Origin of the sequence: Myxococcus sp. CA033, assembly GCF_013336625.1 — a bacterium.
Lineage (GTDB): Bacteria > Myxococcota > Myxococcia > Myxococcales > Myxococcaceae > Myxococcus > Myxococcus llanfairpwllgwyngyllgogerychwyrndrobwllllantysiliogogogochensis.
Window position 1 is genome coordinate 970,692 of the sequence record NZ_JABUMU010000002.1, and the last position, 17,076, is coordinate 987,767.

General features: G+C 68.5%; 14 protein-coding genes. 6 read left to right on the forward strand and 8 right to left on the reverse strand.

Annotated features, from left to right (window positions below; all coding sequences use genetic code 11):
• Positions 1–43: 43 nt before the first annotated feature.
• From HUA78_RS09830 to HUA78_RS09840, 3 genes are all read left to right on the forward strand, one after another.
• Positions 44–916: a class I SAM-dependent methyltransferase gene (locus HUA78_RS09830; RefSeq protein ID WP_174460737.1), complete on the forward strand. Its 873-nt coding sequence runs from the start codon at positions 44–46 to the stop codon at positions 914–916.
• A 109-nt stretch (positions 917–1,025) separates the two neighbouring features.
• The gene (locus HUA78_RS09835; RefSeq protein WP_174476137.1) at positions 1,026–4,019 is read left to right on the forward strand and encodes a protein kinase; all 2,994 of its coding nucleotides are present in this window, start codon (positions 1,026–1,028) and stop codon (positions 4,017–4,019) included.
• 128 nt (positions 4,020–4,147) lie between these two features.
• A complete protein-coding gene (locus tag HUA78_RS09840) occupies positions 4,148–4,462 on the forward strand; it encodes a hypothetical protein (RefSeq protein ID WP_174476138.1) in 315 nt (104 codons plus the stop codon).
• A 66-nt stretch (positions 4,463–4,528) separates the two neighbouring features.
• On the opposite strand, the gene HUA78_RS09845 is transcribed toward HUA78_RS09840, so the two are convergent.
• A complete protein-coding gene (locus HUA78_RS09845) occupies positions 4,529–4,810 on the reverse strand; it encodes a hypothetical protein (protein WP_371745538.1) in 282 nt (93 codons plus the stop codon).
• 100 nt (positions 4,811–4,910) lie between these two features.
• Entirely contained in the window at positions 4,911–5,576 is a 666-nt protein-coding gene (locus HUA78_RS09850) for a hypothetical protein (protein ID WP_141644471.1), read from the reverse strand.
• 134 nt (positions 5,577–5,710) lie between these two features.
• Between HUA78_RS09850 and HUA78_RS09855 the strand changes: the two genes are divergently transcribed.
• The 3 genes from HUA78_RS09855 (at position 5,711) to HUA78_RS09865 (ending at position 7,867) form a co-directional block, all read left to right on the forward strand.
• The gene (locus tag HUA78_RS09855; RefSeq protein ID WP_174476139.1) at positions 5,711–7,000 is read left to right on the forward strand and encodes a glycosyltransferase; all 1,290 of its coding nucleotides are present in this window, start codon (positions 5,711–5,713) and stop codon (positions 6,998–7,000) included.
• Positions 7,001–7,200: 200 nt separating this feature from the next.
• A complete protein-coding gene (locus HUA78_RS09860; RefSeq protein ID WP_174465470.1) occupies positions 7,201–7,497 on the forward strand; it encodes a hypothetical protein in 297 nt (98 codons plus the stop codon).
• A gap of 109 nt (positions 7,498–7,606) precedes the next feature.
• Positions 7,607–7,867 (forward strand): hypothetical protein, encoded by a 261-nt coding sequence (locus HUA78_RS09865; RefSeq protein WP_174460733.1) that lies wholly within the window; start codon positions 7,607–7,609, stop codon positions 7,865–7,867.
• An 87-nt stretch (positions 7,868–7,954) separates the two neighbouring features.
• On the opposite strand, the gene HUA78_RS09870 is transcribed toward HUA78_RS09865, so the two are convergent.
• From HUA78_RS09870 to HUA78_RS09895, 6 genes are all read right to left on the reverse strand, one after another.
• A complete protein-coding gene (locus HUA78_RS09870; protein WP_174476140.1) occupies positions 7,955–9,661 on the reverse strand; it encodes a DUF3616 domain-containing protein in 1,707 nt (568 codons plus the stop codon).
• A 164-nt stretch (positions 9,662–9,825) separates the two neighbouring features.
• The gene (locus HUA78_RS09875) at positions 9,826–10,326 is read right to left on the reverse strand and encodes a VOC family protein (RefSeq protein WP_141644475.1); all 501 of its coding nucleotides are present in this window, start codon (positions 10,324–10,326) and stop codon (positions 9,826–9,828) included.
• A 159-nt stretch (positions 10,327–10,485) separates the two neighbouring features.
• Positions 10,486–12,522 (reverse strand): zinc-dependent metalloprotease family protein, encoded by a 2,037-nt coding sequence (locus tag HUA78_RS09880; protein ID WP_174476141.1) that lies wholly within the window; start codon positions 12,520–12,522, stop codon positions 10,486–10,488.
• A 178-nt stretch (positions 12,523–12,700) separates the two neighbouring features.
• On the reverse strand, positions 12,701–13,903 hold the full coding sequence (gene fdhA / locus HUA78_RS09885) for a formaldehyde dehydrogenase, glutathione-independent (protein WP_174453926.1): 1,203 nt from the start codon (positions 13,901–13,903) through the stop codon (positions 12,701–12,703).
• 178 nt (positions 13,904–14,081) lie between these two features.
• A complete protein-coding gene (locus tag HUA78_RS09890; protein ID WP_254623655.1) occupies positions 14,082–15,425 on the reverse strand; it encodes a suppressor of fused domain protein in 1,344 nt (447 codons plus the stop codon).
• A 118-nt stretch (positions 15,426–15,543) separates the two neighbouring features.
• On the reverse strand, positions 15,544–17,004 hold the full coding sequence (locus HUA78_RS09895) for an RluA family pseudouridine synthase (protein WP_174476143.1): 1,461 nt from the start codon (positions 17,002–17,004) through the stop codon (positions 15,544–15,546).
• Positions 17,005–17,076: the final 72 nt, after the last annotated feature.

A 17,076-nucleotide genomic window follows, 5' to 3' on the forward strand; every position in this document is an offset into this window, starting at 1 on the left:
TTCAGGGTGGAATCCGCGTCCAACATCCTGGAGGCCACACCCCATGTCGTCGACCGCTTCACCGCTCGCAGCCCCCGAACCGTGGGACCTCGTCGCGCCCGAGTACGTGCGCGAGCTGCTCCCCGTGTTCGAGAACTTCGCCCGGGACGCCCTCTCTCGCATGGCCGTCGGCCCGGGCTCGCGCGTGGTGGATGTGGCGGCGGGTCCCGGCACCCTCTCCCTGCTCGCGGCGCGACAGGGCGCCCGCGTGACGGCGGTGGACTTCGCCCCCCAGATGCTCTCCGCGCTGCGTGAGCGCGCCACCGCGGAAGGACTCGACATCGAAGCGCTCGCGGGCGACGGCATGGCCCTGCCCCTGCCCGACCAGGCGTTCGACACCGCCTTCTCCCTCTTCGGCCTGATGTTCTTCCCGGACCGCCCGCGCGGCTTCCGCGAGCTGCACCGCGTGCTCGTCCCAGGCGGCCGCGCCATCGTGTCGAGCTGGCTGCCCTTGGAGCACTCCCCCGCGATGAACACCGTCTATCAAAGCTTCGCGGAGCTGATGACAGGCGGCGGTGGTGGCGGTGGCGCGCCTCGGGACGGCATGATGCCCTTGTCGGACCGGGAGACGTGTCTGCGCGAGATGGCCTCGGCTGGCTTTGACGAGGTCGCCGTGTACGAGACGACGGCCCGCGCGGAATACCCATCCACCGCCGCCATGGTGGACTCCATGATTCGCGCGAGCGCCCCCGTCGTCCTGGCGCGCAAGGCCCTGGGCGAGAAGTGGCCCTCCATCCAGCAGGCCCTGCTGGAGAAGGTCTCCACCGTCCTGGGCCCGGGACCCCAGGTCGGCCTCTTCAATGCCTACCTCACCACGGGCATCCGCCATCCGTCCGCGGCGTCCAAGAACAGACACCCCACCGCCGACAAGCGTTGACCGAAAGACAGTCCCGCCACTTTTCCCGGCCCCTGGAGCCCGGAACGCCCGATTGTGACCTTTCCTCTCTCCGAAACGTCTGCGATGGCATTGCGGCTCCGGAGACAGCGTGGGGACCTACCGCATCGTGAAGAAGCTGGCCGCGGGCGGTATGGCCGAGGTCTTCCTGGGCAAGGTGGTGGGCGCCGAGGGCTTCGAGAAGCCTGTCGCCGTCAAGCGCATCCTCCCCTCCTTCGTGCAGGACGCGGCCTTCGTCGACCTGTTCCTGCGCGAAGCCAAGCTCTCCGTCTCGCTTCAGCACGGCAATGTCTTGCAGGTGCTGGACCTGGGCTCCAGCGCCGGCCAGTACTACATGGTGATGGAGTTCGTGGACGGGGAGAACCTGGGCGCGCTGCTCAAGGCGGCGCGCAGGCGACAAGTCCCGTTGGGGATTCGCGAAATCTGCTTCATCGCCCAGCAGGTGGCGGACGGCCTCGCGTATGCCCATGGCTGCACGGACTCCAGCGGCGCCCCGCTCAACATCATCCACCGCGACGTCAATCCCTCCAACGTCATGGTCTCCAGCAACGGAGGCGTGAAGCTGGCCGACTTCGGCATCGCCAAGGTCGCGGACGAGGGACACCAGGAGACGCAGGTCGGCGTGCTCAAGGGCAAAATCAACTACCTGTCCCCCGAGCAGGTCCACGGCCGTCCCGTGGACCAGCGCAGCGACATCTTCCTGTTGGGCCTGCTGCTCTACGAGATGCTCGCCGGACGCCGCCTCTTCGAGGGGACCACACCTCACATCATCCACGCGCTGGGCAACTTCGACGAGCGCGCCCTGGAGCCCCTGCCCGGCGTCCCCGCGCCGCTGTGGGCCCTGCTCCTGCGCGCGCTGGCCGCCCAACCCGCCGCGCGATTTCCCGTGGCCCGTGAGTTCTCCGAGTCCATCCAGAACTTCCTCTTCGACCACCGCCTGCGCGTGAGCGCCTCCGACATCGCCAGCCTCTTCGGCCGCGCCTTTCCAGACTGGCGCTCGCCCCTGGCGGACCTGGCCAGTGTCCCCGGAGAGGAGATTCGCCTGGAGGGTGCGGACTTTCCGCGCACGCGCACCCCTCCCGGAAGGGAGACCCGACGTCCCCCTCCGGGCCCGCCGCCCATGCTGCGTCCCGTGACGCCGCCCCCCAACGGGATGGGAGTCACAGCGGTGGCTCGCCCTCCCACCGCGAGTCCTCCAGCGCTGGGAATCGAGCCCCCCACACGACTGGCCCCCGCGCCATTCCCGCCCGGCCCCCGCGCGGCCCGGACACGCCAGCAATTGGGCGCCATCCTGCTGACGCGCGGCATGCTCACGCCCCACGTCCTGGATGAAGCCCTGGCGCTCCAGAAACGCAAGGGCGGCAGGCTGGGCCAGTTGCTCGTCCACGAGCGCTGGCTGGAGCCCGAGAACCTCGTGCGCGCGCTGTCCGAGCAGTCCGGCCTGCCACACATCACCGACGAGAAGCTCCAAGCCCTGCCAGTGCCCAGGGAGCTCATCCAACAGATTCCCCGCGAGCTGTGCGAGCGGTTGTGCGCCGTCCCCGTGGGACTGCGCGGACGCGAGCTGTTCTGCGCGGTGCAGGACCCTCGGGACGTGCAGGTCACCGACGCGCTCAAGTTCTCCACGCGCGCCGTCGCCGTCCAGGGGCTGTTCGCCACGGAGCAGGCCATCCGCAAGGCCATCCAACGCTTCTACACCGAGGAGGAGCCCCGTCCCCGGGAGCGCGTCCCCATTGAGCTGAAGGATGAGCCCGACGTCGGCGGGCACGCGCGCGTGCTCCAGTTCGCGGAGCAGTTCACCGGCCGCGCGGTGCTCGACGAGCACACCTTCACGCCGACCGAGTCACCGGACACCAGGACTCCCGCCTCCATGGAGACCGCGAGCCGGGTGACGCCGCCCCGGAGCGACGTGCGCGCGCGCATGGTGTTGCTGGTGGCGGAGCCCTCCGAGCCTCGCGAGGCCGTGGTGCGACTGCTGTTGATGCAGGGCCTGGCGGCGGCGACCAGTCCCTCGGCCGATGCCGGACGCGCGCTCGCGCTCGGGGGCTATGACCTGGTGCTCGTGCTCGAGGACTCGGTGACGGACGCCGCCGGTCTCGCGCAGAAGCTGCGCGCCGCGCATCCCCAGGTGGAGGTGCGTCTGCTGCCTTCCTACAGCGCGGCGTTGATGGGTGAGGGCGGACCGCTGGCGCGGCTCGCCGAGACGCAGGCGCGACTGCTGGATGGAATGCTGTCGATGCTCGGCGGCAGCGCGACGCTGGCGCCCTTCCTGACGAAGCTGGCGCGACGCATCGCGGTGAGGCTGGGCGCCGGGCGCGTGGACGAGGCCGTGCTCGGCACCGCGGCCTGCGCCCTGGCCCTGGCCGCGCGACTGGAGGAGCCGCGCCGCTTCACGCTGCCCTCGCGCGCTCGCGCCCTGGTGCTCGCGAGCAGCGGCATGCCCGAGGTGACCGAGCTGCTGGTCGCCGTGCTGCCGGAAGGCGAGGAGCGCGCTCCACCCGTGGGACGCGCGGCGGGGGCCCTGCTGGGCGCGGCGCGCTTCGTCCAGGAGGTCCAGAGCGCGCAGCCGACACCGGCCAGGGCGGCCCAGGCGCTCCAGGCGCTTCGCCAGGACGCGCGCCTGCCCATCCCCATGCTGGAGGCGCTCACCACGGAGCTGGAGGCCAGCGCGCTGGCTGACCAGACGGCGCCCCGGGTGGTGGTGGCCGAGACGGACGGCGCCAATGCGATGACGCTGCAGATCCGCCTCATGGCGGAGGGCTTCAGCACCGTGCGCGCCAGGACGCGCGCGGACGTGGAGAAGGCCGTGGGCTCCGGCGCGCAGGCGGCCATCCTGGCCAACCCGTTGCCGGATGGAGACCTGCACTCGCTCCTGCAAGCGCTCCGGAAGAACCCGGCCACCGAGGACCTTCCCGTCTACCTCATCGTCGACAAGGAAGACGCCGGCGTGTTCACCGCCAGCCTGGAGGCCGGGGCCGATGACGTCCTGGTCCGCTCCGCCAGTCCCGAGGTGCTCATCGCCAAGCTGCGCCGGGGCATCCAACAGCGACAGGGTGCCCGCCGAGGCGCGAGGACCGCGCAGTGAGGGCTCCCCGGACCTCGGAGCACACACGAGCCGCGCTGTTCAGAGCTGCACAGCGCGGCCCATGACGCATGCGAGCAAGTCAGGCCTCGGATGCATCATCGCGGTGTTCCCCTCACCAGGAGCTCTGAATGACGCTGAAGCCTGCCTTTGGATTCGTGCTGGCGCTGACCGTCGCGGTGGGAATGATTGCCGCCACCTTCCCTCAGGATGAACCTGTCGCGGACGACTCCACCACCCCAGCCGCCAGCGCCTGTGACGCGGACAAGCAGAAGCTGCTCATGTCGAGGGCGCGCAGCGGGCTCCCGCTGGACGCCACGCCTGCCCTCTTCTCTGACGAGCCGGTGGGTCTGCTGGGCTACTGCTCCTACGACTGTTCGAGCTGCTCCTCCACCGCGGAGTGCCGGGCTCGCGGCGCGGGCTCCTGCTACAACATCTGTCCCTAGTCCCTGGGCTCGGCCCGATGCCCCTCACAGGGAGCATCGGGCAGGGCCCGCGAGCAGCCAGGGTCATCAGCCGCAGGTGGACGAGAAGTCCGTCACCGCGAAGCTGGTCCGGCGGCCGGAGAGCCACGCGGTCTGATAACACTCACATGAGATGTATCCGACCCACTTCGTGTACGTCGCGTCGGAGTAGTAATCAATCCAGTAGGACTGGTTGCCGCAGAAGGGCAGCGCGTCCTCGCGCGCGTCGAGCGAGGCCTGCTCCTCCTCCAGCGCCGGCTCCATGCCACCACAGCCCATCGTCAGCAGTGCCGCCGTCAACAACCCACCCAGGATGTTCCTGCTGCGCACGTGTGCACCCTCCACCGGGCCATGATTGGGCTTCCGGTGGAGCAAACCTAGCACCAGTCATGCAAAGCAGGACAAGACGGCAAGAATGACTCAGCCTGTCTCAAGGGTTGCCGGTGGCGTAGGCCCACAGCTCGATGGGCGTCGCGTAGTAGATCCACCCGAAGAAGCCTCCCACCGCGGAGCGCGCGGGCGGCCGGAGGTAGGCCTTGTCTCGCATACCGAGCAGCTTCAGGAGCCCGCCGAGGGTACACGTCCAGAGCAGTTGCAGCAGGGACGTGATGACATACGAGGCTGCGACGAAGGGCAGGTAGAAGGGGCCGAAGATGCGCGCCTGGAGCAGGTGCATCTTCTCGTGTTGCCCCGCGCCGCCCAGGTTCACCGTGCCCAGCGTCTGGAGCACGTTGTTTCCGAACGAGCCTCCCGGGTTGGCTCGATAGACAATCCAGCCCTGTCCCTCCGAGTCGGGGCGGGACAGCTTGCCGAAGAAGACATAGACGATGTTTCCGAAGATGAAGCCGAACAGCGTGTTGGGCAGGCTCCAGGTGAGGTCGATGATGAGCTCCACCCAGCCTTGCGCGGAGGGCAGCGGATAGATGCGCAAGAGCCCGGCCTCCAGGCCGTACCCCAGCCCCAGCGGTAGCCCCAGCAGCAGCGCGACGCCCGCCGGGAAGGCGCCTCCCGTCACCGCGCTGACGAGGAGCAGGACTCCCGGCACCAGCACGAGTGACAGCAGCACCGTCAGGAAGGACTGCGTTTCCTTGGACATGGTCCCCACCTCTCGAAGCTCGAAGGGAAGCCACCGTGGCTCCCTCTGACGTGGAGTGGTGGAGCCCCCGCTGTGACACCCGGGCAGGCACACCGGGGGGCAGGCGGCACGACAGGTCGTGCTAAGCGTCCTCCATGTCGAGCATCTTGATGGCGGCCCATCCGACGGCGGGCCACACCAACGCCTTGCGAGTCCTGGGCGGACGGTTGCGCGAGCTGGGCCACGACGTCGCGATGGCCCTGGCCGCGCCGCCCCTCCCTTTCTCCGACCTCTGGCCCGAGCCCCTGCGCGTCGCGACGACGCTGCCCCACGCCATCCAGCGCGACGGCCTGCGCCTCATCCGGCTCCAGCCCTCGCCCGCCATGCTCTGGTATGGGGCCCGCATCCCGCGCGCCCGCGGCGTCGACGAGCTGGCCCTGGCGCTCCGGCTGTTCACCGCCGGGATGAAGTCCCAGGCCCGCCACCTCGCCCGGGAAATCGAGGCGGCCCACATCGATGTGGTGCTCGGTGACTACCTCATGCCGGCCGCACTGCTCGCCGCCCGACTGACACAGCGGCCCTATGCGGCGCTCTATCACTCGGCGCTGCCCTTCCCCGTGGAGGGGGCGTCACCCTTTGGCAGTGGACTTCCGGATGATGCGCCCCGTGATGCGACCTGGGCGCGCGCGGAGGCAGCGACGCAGTCGCTCGGCCGCTGGTTCGATGAGCGCGTCGCACGGGACGCGAGCGCGCTGGGTGTGCAGCTCCGCGGGGGAGGGCTGCTCTCCGCGCCCATCTCCGACGACCTCAATCTTCTGATGACGATTCCCGAGCTGGAGCCGGGCCTGAAGCTCCTCCCGGGCCCCGTGGAGATGGTGGGGCCCTGCCTCCCGCGCGCCCGCGACGCGGACCAGGACGACCCCGCGCTGCGCGCCCTTCAGCCGGGGCGCCGCCATGTGTACGTGTCGCTGGGGACCGTGTTCAACGGACAGCCTCGCGTGTTCAACGCCATCCTCGACGGACTGGCGCGACATGACATCCACACCGTCGTCAGCGCGGGCGCCAGCTTCGGCCGACTGGAGCCTCGCGCCGGCCCTCGCACGCTCGTGTTCCGTCAGGTGCCCCAGGTGCCCTTGCTCCGGCGCGTGGACTTCGTCGTGACGCATGGCGGGAACAACACCGTGCAGGAAGCGCTCGCCGCGGGCCGACCCATGGTGGTGATTCCCTTCGGCGGGGACCAGCTCGCGAACGCGCGTCGCGTGGAGCGGCTCGGCGTGGGCGTCGCGGTGCTTCCCTCGGCACTCGACGCGACCTCCGTCGCCAGTGCCCTCTCCCGACTCCTGGAGCCCGCCGTCACGGCCCGGGCCCGCGCGCTCGCCGCCGCGCTGGAAGGCGTGGACGGAACGGAGCGCGCGGTGCGAGCGGTGCTGCGATTGGTGAAGTGAGCGCTCACCCAGGGCGCTGAAGAGCTTCGCGGGGCTCGGAGAGAGCTTGCGCGATTGCAGTCTCCAGCCAGCAATCCCGCGGCGACTTGTAGTCCGCGGCCTACAACCGGCTCCGCGCCGGCTCGTCCTTTCGCGCCCTTAGGTCGTGGCCCCGGCCTTGCTTTGCTGTCGTCCAGAGCCCCTCGGACAGGAGCAGGACCATGAGCATCGGAAGCGCGACCTCCATCAAGCAGTTCATCAACCAGCCCAAAGTCGACAACGCGCTGCCCAAGTCCATCTGCGACACTCCGGGCACCCAGCCATCCGCGGCCATGCCGTCTCCGACGGGCGCGACGAGCTGCTTCGAGCCCCAGAAGCCGAAGAGCCCCGTGAACCTCATGCCCGACTTCCCGGGCGCCATCTGCACGCCGACGGGCGCTCCGACGCCGGAGGCGCGGACGGAGGACCCCTTCAAGGCGCTCCTCGCGCTCACCCACGGTGAGCAGGAGCCGCGGTAGGCCCTCATCACTCACGGCCACCTGCTTCCCCCTCGAAATCCATCCAAGACTTTCAACCTGACGTCAAACACACGGGAGCGCTCGCTCCCGACGACATGGAGTCACGAACATGAAGAATCCCCTGGCGTGGTTGGTAGGCATGGCGGCCCTCGTGTTGACCGTGGGCTGTGGTCCCATGGAGCCCGACGAGACGCTGGACACCCCCTCCGAGGACAGCGCCCAGACCGGGGAGGTCTCCGCGGCCGCGACGAAGACCTGCAGGGAGAAGTGTTCCGACAATCTGTCGAGTTGCAACGGCAGATGTGGCGGCAACCTGGGATGCCTGGCGGGCTGCTCCGCCGTCTATTCCATCTGCATCTCTGGCTGTTGAAGCCCCCCTCGAAGTCCCCACACCCCTCCTGGGGCGAGACTCCTCTTCTTCCCGGAGTCTCGCCCCGGGCATCTTCCGCGCCCTGACTCAGTCGACGTGCACGAACACGTCGCTGAAGCTCTGGCTGGAGGATGCGACGTCCTTGCACTCCGTCCCTCCCATCAAGCGCGAGCCCATGTCGAAGAGCACCTGCACATCCAGCGAGCCGGGATAGGGGATGACGGCCTCCGGCGCGGAGTTCTCCGGCGCGGTCAGGTCCACCACCTTCACTGGCGCGCTGCTCGCGTCGCCCGGCCACTTCCAGAGGGCGAAGGGGCCACTGCTCTCGTCATGTGGACCGCTGAGGAGCAACATCGCCTGGTGGGCCTCCGACCACGCCATGCCTCGCAGTCCCTGGCCTCCCAGATTCAGGGGGATGGCTCGACCAAACCGCGCAGTGGCTCCCGTGAGGACGGCGTCCGGATTGGTCAGCGTCACCACCAGGGCACTGGAGCCCACGCGTGGGTTGCGGAAGCCGATGGCCAGTTCGCCCGAGGGCAACGCCGCGAGCCCCTCCACGTTGGTGCCGTTCAGCTTTGGCGCGAGCGAGGCCACCGTGGGCTCCGACAACCGTGAGCGCGCATTCAGCAGCGTGATGACGGCCGAGTCCGGAGCATCCCAGTTGGCGGCGTCGAGCAAGTCACGCAGCAGCGTCGAGGACGTCCCCGCCACCTGCAGGGTGACCGAGGGCGCGGTGCCCGCGACATCCAGCGCGAAGAACTTGTAGCGCGACGACTCCAGCTCACCGTCCTTGTTGCGCGCGTGCGAGCCCGTCACGTAGAGGCGATTGCCCACGCGGGCCACGTCCTCCAGGTCCGCCTCGTCCGACGACGAGAGGCCGATGGCGGCGCTCACGTCCTGCGTCTTCACAGCGGTGGCGCTCTGGCTCCGGGTGTAGATGCGCACGGATTGGGACTCGTCATTCACGTTCAGGAAGTGCGTCCCATCCACCCAGGCGCCACCGGAGCCGTCACAAGTGCCCTTGAACGTCCCCGAGGCGGGCACCTCGCCACCGGGCGTTCCCGACGCCTCCCACGTCACGGTGAGCCTGGGACGCGACGCCTTCGTCGAGTACTCGCTCGAGCGCAGCTCCAGGCGGTTGTCATTGTCCTTGTTGGCGAGGATGAGGCCCTGATTGCTCGCGGGTGTGCTCACCCACCGCTGCACCGCCGCCACCCCCTGGGCATTCAGCATCACGGTGTACGTGCCGGTCGCGGGCGCTCGAAGCGTGCCCAGCACCGCGGGGTTCCGGTCTCCCGTCCCATCCGCGCCGTTCGAGGCCCAGTCCTGGCTGTTGTCCGCTTGCTCCCAGGTGACCTGGCTCTCCGTCCAGCCGCGCGTCAGCGCATACAGCTGGTAGTCCTGGTCGGCCTTGTCGGACACGGTGACGGTGAGCGAGGCCGAGCGGACGACGGCGTTGGCTGGAATGACGGACACGTCCCACGCCAGCAGGGCGAAGTTCTCGTTGCCACTGCCGGCGGGCGTGTCTCCGCTCGCGGAGAGCTTCGTGTCGCTCCCGTGGTTGGCGTCGGAGTCCTCTTCTTCAATCATCGCGTCCCGGGTGCCCGCGTAGTCCGTCGTCGGGGCCACGCCATCCTGGAATGACGTGCTCTGGGTGGCCGCCAGCGGCTGGGTGAAGGGGAGCGAAGCCTCCAGCTCCGTGTCACGCAGCGCGGGTTCCACTTCTCCGCATCCTCCCAGGAGCCAGGAGGACGCGACGAGCACAGCGATGAACGGACGCTTCAATCCACGCATGTCATTTCCCTCGCGCATCGTGCGAAGCCGCACCGTCTCCTGGCTCGCGAATGGATGCCGTGACGATTCTGTCGAAACCCCGCGACAACGAGGAGGGAGGGACGGGAATCCCGCAGGTCCGTTTCGCCCCTCCGTGTCCTCGCGGCTCGCGGGCGCGTCGACAGCTATCCGGCCGCCCTGCGCAGGGCGTCGAGGTCGAGCTTCTTCATCTTCAACATCGCCTCCGTCACGCGGCGGGACTTCTCCGAGTCCGGGCCCGCGAGCAGTCGAACGAGCTCGGTGGGCACCACCTGCCACGACACGCCGAAGCGGTCCTTGAGCCAGCCACATTGCTGGGCGCGCTCGTCACCGCCTTCGGACAGGCGTGACCAGTAGTGGTCCACCTCCGCCTGCGACTCGCAGTTCACTACCAACGACAGGGCCTCCGTGAACTTGAAGTGGGGACCTCCGTTGATGGCCACGAAGTCCTGGCCGTCGAGCTGGAACTCGAGGGTCATCACCGCACCAAGGGGCTGACCGCTCACCTTCGCGCTCGGCTCGTTGTAGCGCGTCGTCGTGACGACTCGCGAGTTCGGGAAGACCGACGTGTAGAGCGCGACGGCGGCCTCCGTCTGCTTCTGGTCGGGGAACCACAGGAACGGGGTGATGCGCTGGAACTTGGACATGAGCGGCTCCTTCGGGCTGTGCCTCAGGAGCAAACTGAACAGCGTCCGTGTACCCGGCTCGCCGCCGTGGCTTGAGAGCCCTTGAGCAGCCAATGGGTCGCCTGGCCGAGAGGAGCCGGGGGCTCGACGCGAGCGCGGGCCGGCTCCCCTCCCCTTCAGCTACTCAGCCACATGCACGGTGGCGGTGGTGCTCGCCACGATGCCGACTTCGTCCTGGAAGAGTTCCAGGCCCACCGTGTGGGTGCCCTGGGCATTCGCGGGAATGGTCTTCGTCATCGTGAAGGTGAAGTCGCCACCCGGCGGCAGGTTCACGCCCCAGTCAGACCAGGTCGTGTCCCAGCCCGTCGTGTCGTTGTTCCAGAAGTCGTACCAGACCCAATTGCATGAAGCGGAGTCGTGGTTCTGGACGTACACCGTCCAGGTGACGTCCGTGCCCGGCGTCACCGTCACCGTCGTGGGCGAGAGCGTGAGCGTGGGAGTCGCGGAGACACAGCGCTCGACGACCTCCTGCGCGGCCGTGCCCCTCACGGTGTGGCCATTGCGCGTGACGTCCACGCCCGTGGTGTACGTCCCCGGCGTCGCGGCGTACGGCGTGTAGAGCTGGAGCGTCAGCGACGTCGAACCCGACGCGGCGATGGTGCGCTGCGCGGGCAGCGGGTCGGAGCTCCAGCCCGGCGGGACGATGGCCGCGAGCTGGAAGACGCTCGGGGTACAGCCCACCGAGTCACGATTGATGATGAGCAGCTCCACCTCGGGGCGGCTTCCAGGCCAGACGGTGGGCTCGAAGGGCGTCACCTCGACCTCGGGCGCGGCTCGGATGCAGGCGGCCTGACGGTACTGGAGGGTCACCGTGAGCGCGGTGCTGGTGGCGGAGACGACCGTCACGGAGAGGTTGCTGTACGGGTCTTCCCACGTCGTGCCCGGAAGCAGGGCCGGGTCGCTCCAGGACGCGGTCCCCGGCGTGAAGTCGAGCAGGTGCGTGCCATCCCGCGTGTCCGCGTCCTCGTAGTGGATGAGCGCGCCACCGAACACCTGGGACGGCAGCGTCGACTCGTAGCTGCCCACCTGCTGGCGGTACTCCAGCCACAGCCACGCGTCATTGCCCTGCCCCCTTCGCACCTTGAGGGCCTTCACGCCGCCTGACGCCACCACCGGCGCGAGCGTGAAGGTGCCTCCCACGCCATCCACCTGGACCACCGAGGACGGAGCCAGCCAGCCGATGCGCGCCTTGTGCGGCACCGCGTAGTGGCCCAGGTTCCAACGGCCCATGGTGGAGAAGACGTCGCCGTACTCGTCCAGCGTGCCCGCCAGGTTCAACAGCGACAGCGGCTCCGCGCCGAAGTCGCGCGTCTGCGAGTGGTTCAGCGACAGGTTGTGCCCCGCCTCGTGCGTGATGAGCTGCACGGCGCTGTCGTGGGTGTTCATCGACTGCGCGACGAGCCACGCGGTGGACGCCGTCACGGTGCCGTCCGGCGTCGCGACCTGACCGCAGGACAACGTGGCCAGCCCCCCGTAGTAGCAACCCGCCTGCGGACGCGGGTGGACGATGAAGATGCGGTCATATTGCGTGAAGTCGACGTCCGCGTCGGCCGCCTGGAGCGCGGCCGTGCGCATCGCGTCCGACTCCTCGCAGGCATAGGCGCGGTCCAGCGTGTACCAGCCCACCACGTCACCTGTCGTCGTGGTGCGCCCCTCGGAGACCTCGCTCCAGTACCCCGCCAGCGAGCGGCGCGTGGTGGAGAAGAAGGCCTCCTCCATCCCTTGCGGCGTGTTCGAGGGAGTGGCCATGCCAGGGAACGCCGCCATGATGACCAGGCTGCGCTGCACACCGGTGACACCACACGTCCCCAGCGTGGAGCTGGCGGACCGGGTCCGCGTGTCCACCTCCACCGATTGAGCGACGAGCTGGCGCGCCGTCCTCTGTCCGCGCAGCTTCACGTGCAGGCCACTGCGCAGGCCCTTCGGCGCGTCGCCCTTGAACACCACCGGGTGACGCTCGCGCCCGGTGACGAGGACGTACTCCTCATGAGAGGCGTCGAGCGAGGGCGCATCCACCACCCGGACCTCCAGCTCGCCCTCCCACGCCTCCTCGCGCGACACCTGCTCCGGTGTTTGAGCCTCTTCGGATGAAACACAACCCTGAATGCCACAGGCCGCGAACCACACGGCCGCCACCATGTTCCACGTGCGGGACATCTCGCCTCCGGCGAACGGCGTCCCCGAGCGGATGTCGCCCGAGGAGCGCCGCGCGCCTTGTGCCCCCGCCCGCACGCGGTGGCAACAGCGCAGGTGGAAGGCACGAGGAATTCACCCGGGGCACGTGACGAGCCGTCACACGTGCCTCCGAGGAGGAAGAGGTCCCTGCTCGCCGGACTCAGGCGGACTTCTTCTTCACCATCCCATGTGGGTCGATGACGAACTTGCGAGCCACGCCCGTGTCGAACTCGTGGTAGCCGCGCGGCGCGTCGTCGAGCGAGATGACGGTGGCGTTGACGGCCTTCGCGATGGGCAGCCGGCCGTGGAGGATGGCCTGCATGAGCTGGCGGTTGTAGCGCAGCACGGGCGTCTGCCCCGTGAAGAACCGATGGGACTTGGCCCAGCCCAACCCGAAGCGCATGCGCAGGTTGCCCTGCTTCGCGGCCTCGTCCTTGGAGCCCGGATCCTCGGTGACGTAGAGCCCGGGGATGCCGATACCACCCGCGGCGCGGGTAATCGCCATCAGGGAGTTGAGCACCGTGGCGGGAGCTTCCGTGGTGGCCTGGGCGCCATGGCCGCGCGCCTCGAAGCCCACGGCGTCCACGGAGGCATCCACCTCCGGCACACCGACGACCGCTTCAATCAGCTCCTCGAGCTTGTCGCTCTTGGTCAGGTCGATGGGCTCGAAGCCGGAGGCCTTCGCGTGCTTCAGCCGCTCCGGGTTCATGTCACCCACCATCACCACCGCCGCGCCCAGCACATGCGCGGAGGCCGCCGCCGCGAGCCCCACCGGACCTGCACCCGCGACGTACACCGTGGAGCCGACACCGACGCCCGCCATGACGGCACCATGGAAGCCCGTGGGGAGGATGTCCGACAGCATGGTCAGGTCGAGAATCTTCTCCAGCGCCTGCGCCTTGTCCGGGAAGCGGATGAGGTTGAAGTCCGCGTAGGGGACCATGACGTACTCGGCCTGTCCGCCCACCCAGCCGCCCATGTCCACGTAGCCGTAGGCACCGCCCGCGCGGCCCTTGTTGACGTTGAGGCACACGCCCGTCTGCTGCTCACGACACGTGCGACAGCGACCACAGGCGACGTTGAAGGGCACGGTGACGAGGTCGCCGATGGCGAGGTACTCGACGTCCTTGCCCTTCTCGATGATTTCTCCGGTGATTTCGTGGCCGAGGACCAGGCCCTTCGGCGCCGTGGTGCGTCCGCGCACCATGTGCTGGTCCGAGCCACAGATGTTGGTGGAGACCACCTTGAGGATGACCCCGTGCTCGATGGACTTCCCTTCCGGGTTCACCATCTTCGGGTAGTCGATGGAGCGCACCTCCACCTTGCCGGGACCCAGATAGACGACGCCGCGATTGCTGGCCATGAGCGGACTCCTCCGATGCGGCCCGGCCGTGCCGCGCCGCGTGCAAAGTCCGGTTAAGGCTGGGGACCCTCCGACTCACTGGCACGCAGGGGCGTGGGGGCCATGAAGGGTGTGCCCTCTCGCCTGCCCTCCTGCAACTCATACTTCCGCCCCAGGGCGCGCTGAGCCGGTGTCCGCGCTACCGCGTACCGGAAGCAGCATCGCGCTGCTTCGTGGCTGGCTCCGTCACCGGGCCCCACCCCTGGTGCTTCGGGCGGGAGCCCATCTTCTTGAGCAAGGCCCGGGTTGTCTTCTCGGCCGCGAAGCTCGCCTCATCGCTCGTCAGCGGCAGCAGCTTCACGAATGTGACCCGTGCATCAGCGTCCTTCTTCGCACCCACCGCCTGGGTGAAGAGGAGCTGCTGGGGCTCTCTTTTCCGATTCGGAAAGCTGGAGAAGGCCGGAACCTCCTCCGGGGGCACCAGTGCGAACCGGCTGTTGGGCTCGGTGGTATCGCCGAGGTCCACGGTGTCGTAGGTCTTGAAGGGCGTGTCCTCACTTGAGGCCGACTTGATCATCAGCGCCACGGCGACGAGACGTTCAACCACGCGGTCGTTCTCGTCCGGCGAGTACGCAAGCAGCTCGATTCGAGGCTCAGGTCCTCCAGCCGCCTGCGGGCTCGTGCTGACGCCAAAGGTCGCGTAGGTGTAGTAGGGGCGGTCCTTCGTTGGAGGGTGACGCATCACGTAGAACGGCGGGGCGTTGGCGGACGGCTCCCAGGGACCGTATTCGTGAACGCCCTCTCCGAAGAACTCTCCGTAGTGGGACACGAGCTGCACACGGGAGGTCATGCGGTCGCCAGAGGCCTTCTCCTCCTGGGAGGGCACCCATTCCTTCACGCGGTTCTCTTTCAGGCCCGACAGCAGTTCCTTGACGCCCGCTGTGAGCGTATCCAACACGCCGCTACCATCCCGTGTGTCCGCGAGGAGGGTCGGTTCACTCGTGAGCCCGAGCGCCTTCTTGAGTTCGGCCGCAGGGAGCGCATTCGGGAGTCGATGCTTGTTGAGCTGAAACACTTTCGGGAACCGCGACCAATCCATTCCCTGGTCATGCAGAGCGGACTTCACTCTCGCCAAAGCTTCAAGGTTCGCATCGAGCCGTTCCTTCTGGCAGTCGGCGACGAAGACGATTCCGTCGGCGTGCTTGAGCAGCAATCGGGTCGAAGCGGCGTACTCCTCCTGGCCCGCGAGGCTGTAGAGGTGGATGCGCACTCGGTAGCCACGGATTTCGCCCACGCCTTTTGGCAAGAGGTCGAAGAACATCGTGGTCTCGGTCTTCGTGTCGAGCGAGAGCATCTTGCCCTTCGAGTCCGGCTCGGTCCTGTCGTACACGTACTGGAGGTTCTCAGCCTTGCCCGAGAGCTGTGGCCCCACGTAGATGAGCTTGAGATTGATCTCCTTGGATGCGTGATTGGTGAACATCGCGGAAGCCTCCAGTGACACGACCCCAGGCACGATGGCGAGCAAGGCGACGTAGAAACGCATCGATTTCACGGCGGCTCCAATCCCCACTTGTTGGGTTCGGCACCTTGCCATTTCCTCCTCGGACCGAGAAGACCTCTGGCGCTGTCTGCCCTCACCGTGGCGGTGTATGCGAGTGTCCTCAGAATGAGGCGCGAGCCTGGAAACACAACCGCTTCCCGGTCCCCGGGTGGGTGAAGTCGAGCCCCTCTGCGTGAAGCATCAGCCGCGAGTCTTCGACGCCAAAGCGCGCGTCTCCGACGAGGGGCAGGCCCAGCCCCAACGGATGCGCGGCATGGATGCGCAATTGCATCGCATGACGCGTCCGGGGCCAGAGCAGCACGCGTGTGCGCGACTCGCTTCGCTCCGTGACACGCCACTCCGTCACGGCCTGCTTGCCGTGATTCGGGTTCGCGAGCGTTTCAAGGGCACCTGACGTCGTGCCTCGCAAGGGCACGTCGATACGACCCTGCTCGACGGCGACGAGTCCTTCGACCCAGGCGACGTGCCGGTGCTCGGCTTCGCCACGTGCGAGCTGGCGCTGGAGCGCGGACTGGGTCGCGGTGTCCCGGGCAATCACCTGGAGGCCCGACACCTCTGACTCCAGCTCGTGGACGAAGCGCGCGGCGCTCAGGTCCGGGAAACGTGGCAGGAGTCTGACGAGCACCGAGTCGCGCGTGGGTGAATGCCGGCCCGGCACCGATGGCAAGCCGTGGGGCTTGTCGACCACGAGCAACGCCGCGTCCTCGTGCAGCACGCGGAGCACGTCCTCGTCGCGGGAGGTGACGGGCGAAGCTGGCGCGGGGTCCACGGCCAGGCCCTCCAGCATGAACGGCAGCACCGTTCCGCACTTGTTGTCACAGGCCGGGTAATACGCACCCGACCGCCGACCTCCTCCGAGCGGCTCCGCGCCCCACCAGAACTCCGCGAGCGCCAGGGGCTTGAATCCGTGACGGTACGCGCAGGACAACAGCTTGGGCGCGGCGCAATCTCCCGCGCCTCCCGGCGGTGGACGCGGCGCGAACAGCGCGGCCATGGACCGCTGCCCGCCTCTCGCATTGGGAACCGCGAAGCCCTGCGACAGTTGACTCCAGAGGGCTCGGGAACGCTCCGCCCGCTCGTGCGCGACCTCGCTCCGGCGCGCTTCGAGTTCTCGCAGCTCGGCCTTTCGTCCTCGAGGCTCCTGGGCGAGGCGTGCGCACTGCTCCGTCAGCTCCGCGTGCCTCCGTCCCAGTTCGGCCAGCTCCGCCTCACCCTCGGGCCAGAACGCGGCGCGCGCCATGGGGTCGAACACGGGCGGGACGAAGCCCTCCACGTCCCAGGAGCCGCCCAGCATCCCGGAGAACGCGCACAGGTACCCCAGCCGTCCTTCCGGCCCCGCGACGACCAGCACTCCGAACATCTTGCCGCCACCGGGCCGCCACAGCTCTTCCCACCGCGCATGCTCGCGCCGCAGTCGCTGTTGCAACGCCTCCGCGGCAAGACAGGCCAGTCGCACCGGAGGGCCTGACTCGAACGGACTGGGGAGGCGCGCCGGCACGTCGCCAGGCAGCGGCGGTGCGTCGAAGGACAGCAGGGTCTGGGAGAAACGCGCCTCGCTCACGGTGATACCCGCGTCGGCATCTATCAGGTCCAGGCACCCGCGTGCGGAAAGCGGGAAAACGTGTGGCGCGGC

What these genes read in the sequence shown, in the direction of transcription:
- HUA78_RS09830 (WP_174460737.1), top strand. Translation starts at nt 44, where the DNA reads ATGTCGTCGACCGCTTCACCGCTCGCAGCCCCCGAACCGTGGGACCTC.
- HUA78_RS09840 (WP_174476138.1), top strand. Translation starts at nt 4,148, where the DNA reads ATGACGCTGAAGCCTGCCTTTGGATTCGTGCTGGCGCTGACCGTCGCG.
- HUA78_RS09850 (WP_141644471.1), bottom strand. Translation starts at nt 5,576, where the DNA reads ATGTCCAAGGAAACGCAGTCCTTCCTGACGGTGCTGCTGTCACTCGTG.
- HUA78_RS09855 (WP_174476139.1), top strand. Translation starts at nt 5,711, where the DNA reads ATGTCGAGCATCTTGATGGCGGCCCATCCGACGGCGGGCCACACCAAC.
- HUA78_RS09860 (WP_174465470.1), top strand. Translation starts at nt 7,201, where the DNA reads ATGAGCATCGGAAGCGCGACCTCCATCAAGCAGTTCATCAACCAGCCC.
- HUA78_RS09865 (WP_174460733.1), top strand. Translation starts at nt 7,607, where the DNA reads ATGAAGAATCCCCTGGCGTGGTTGGTAGGCATGGCGGCCCTCGTGTTG.
- HUA78_RS09870 (WP_174476140.1), bottom strand. Translation starts at nt 9,661, where the DNA reads ATGCGTGGATTGAAGCGTCCGTTCATCGCTGTGCTCGTCGCGTCCTCC.
- HUA78_RS09875 (WP_141644475.1), bottom strand. Translation starts at nt 10,326, where the DNA reads ATGTCCAAGTTCCAGCGCATCACCCCGTTCCTGTGGTTCCCCGACCAG.
- HUA78_RS09880 (WP_174476141.1), bottom strand. Translation starts at nt 12,522, where the DNA reads ATGTCCCGCACGTGGAACATGGTGGCGGCCGTGTGGTTCGCGGCCTGT.
- fdhA (WP_174453926.1), bottom strand. Translation starts at nt 13,903, where the DNA reads ATGGCCAGCAATCGCGGCGTCGTCTATCTGGGTCCCGGCAAGGTGGAG.
- HUA78_RS09890 (WP_254623655.1), bottom strand. Translation starts at nt 15,425, where the DNA reads ATGCGTTTCTACGTCGCCTTGCTCGCCATCGTGCCTGGGGTCGTGTCA.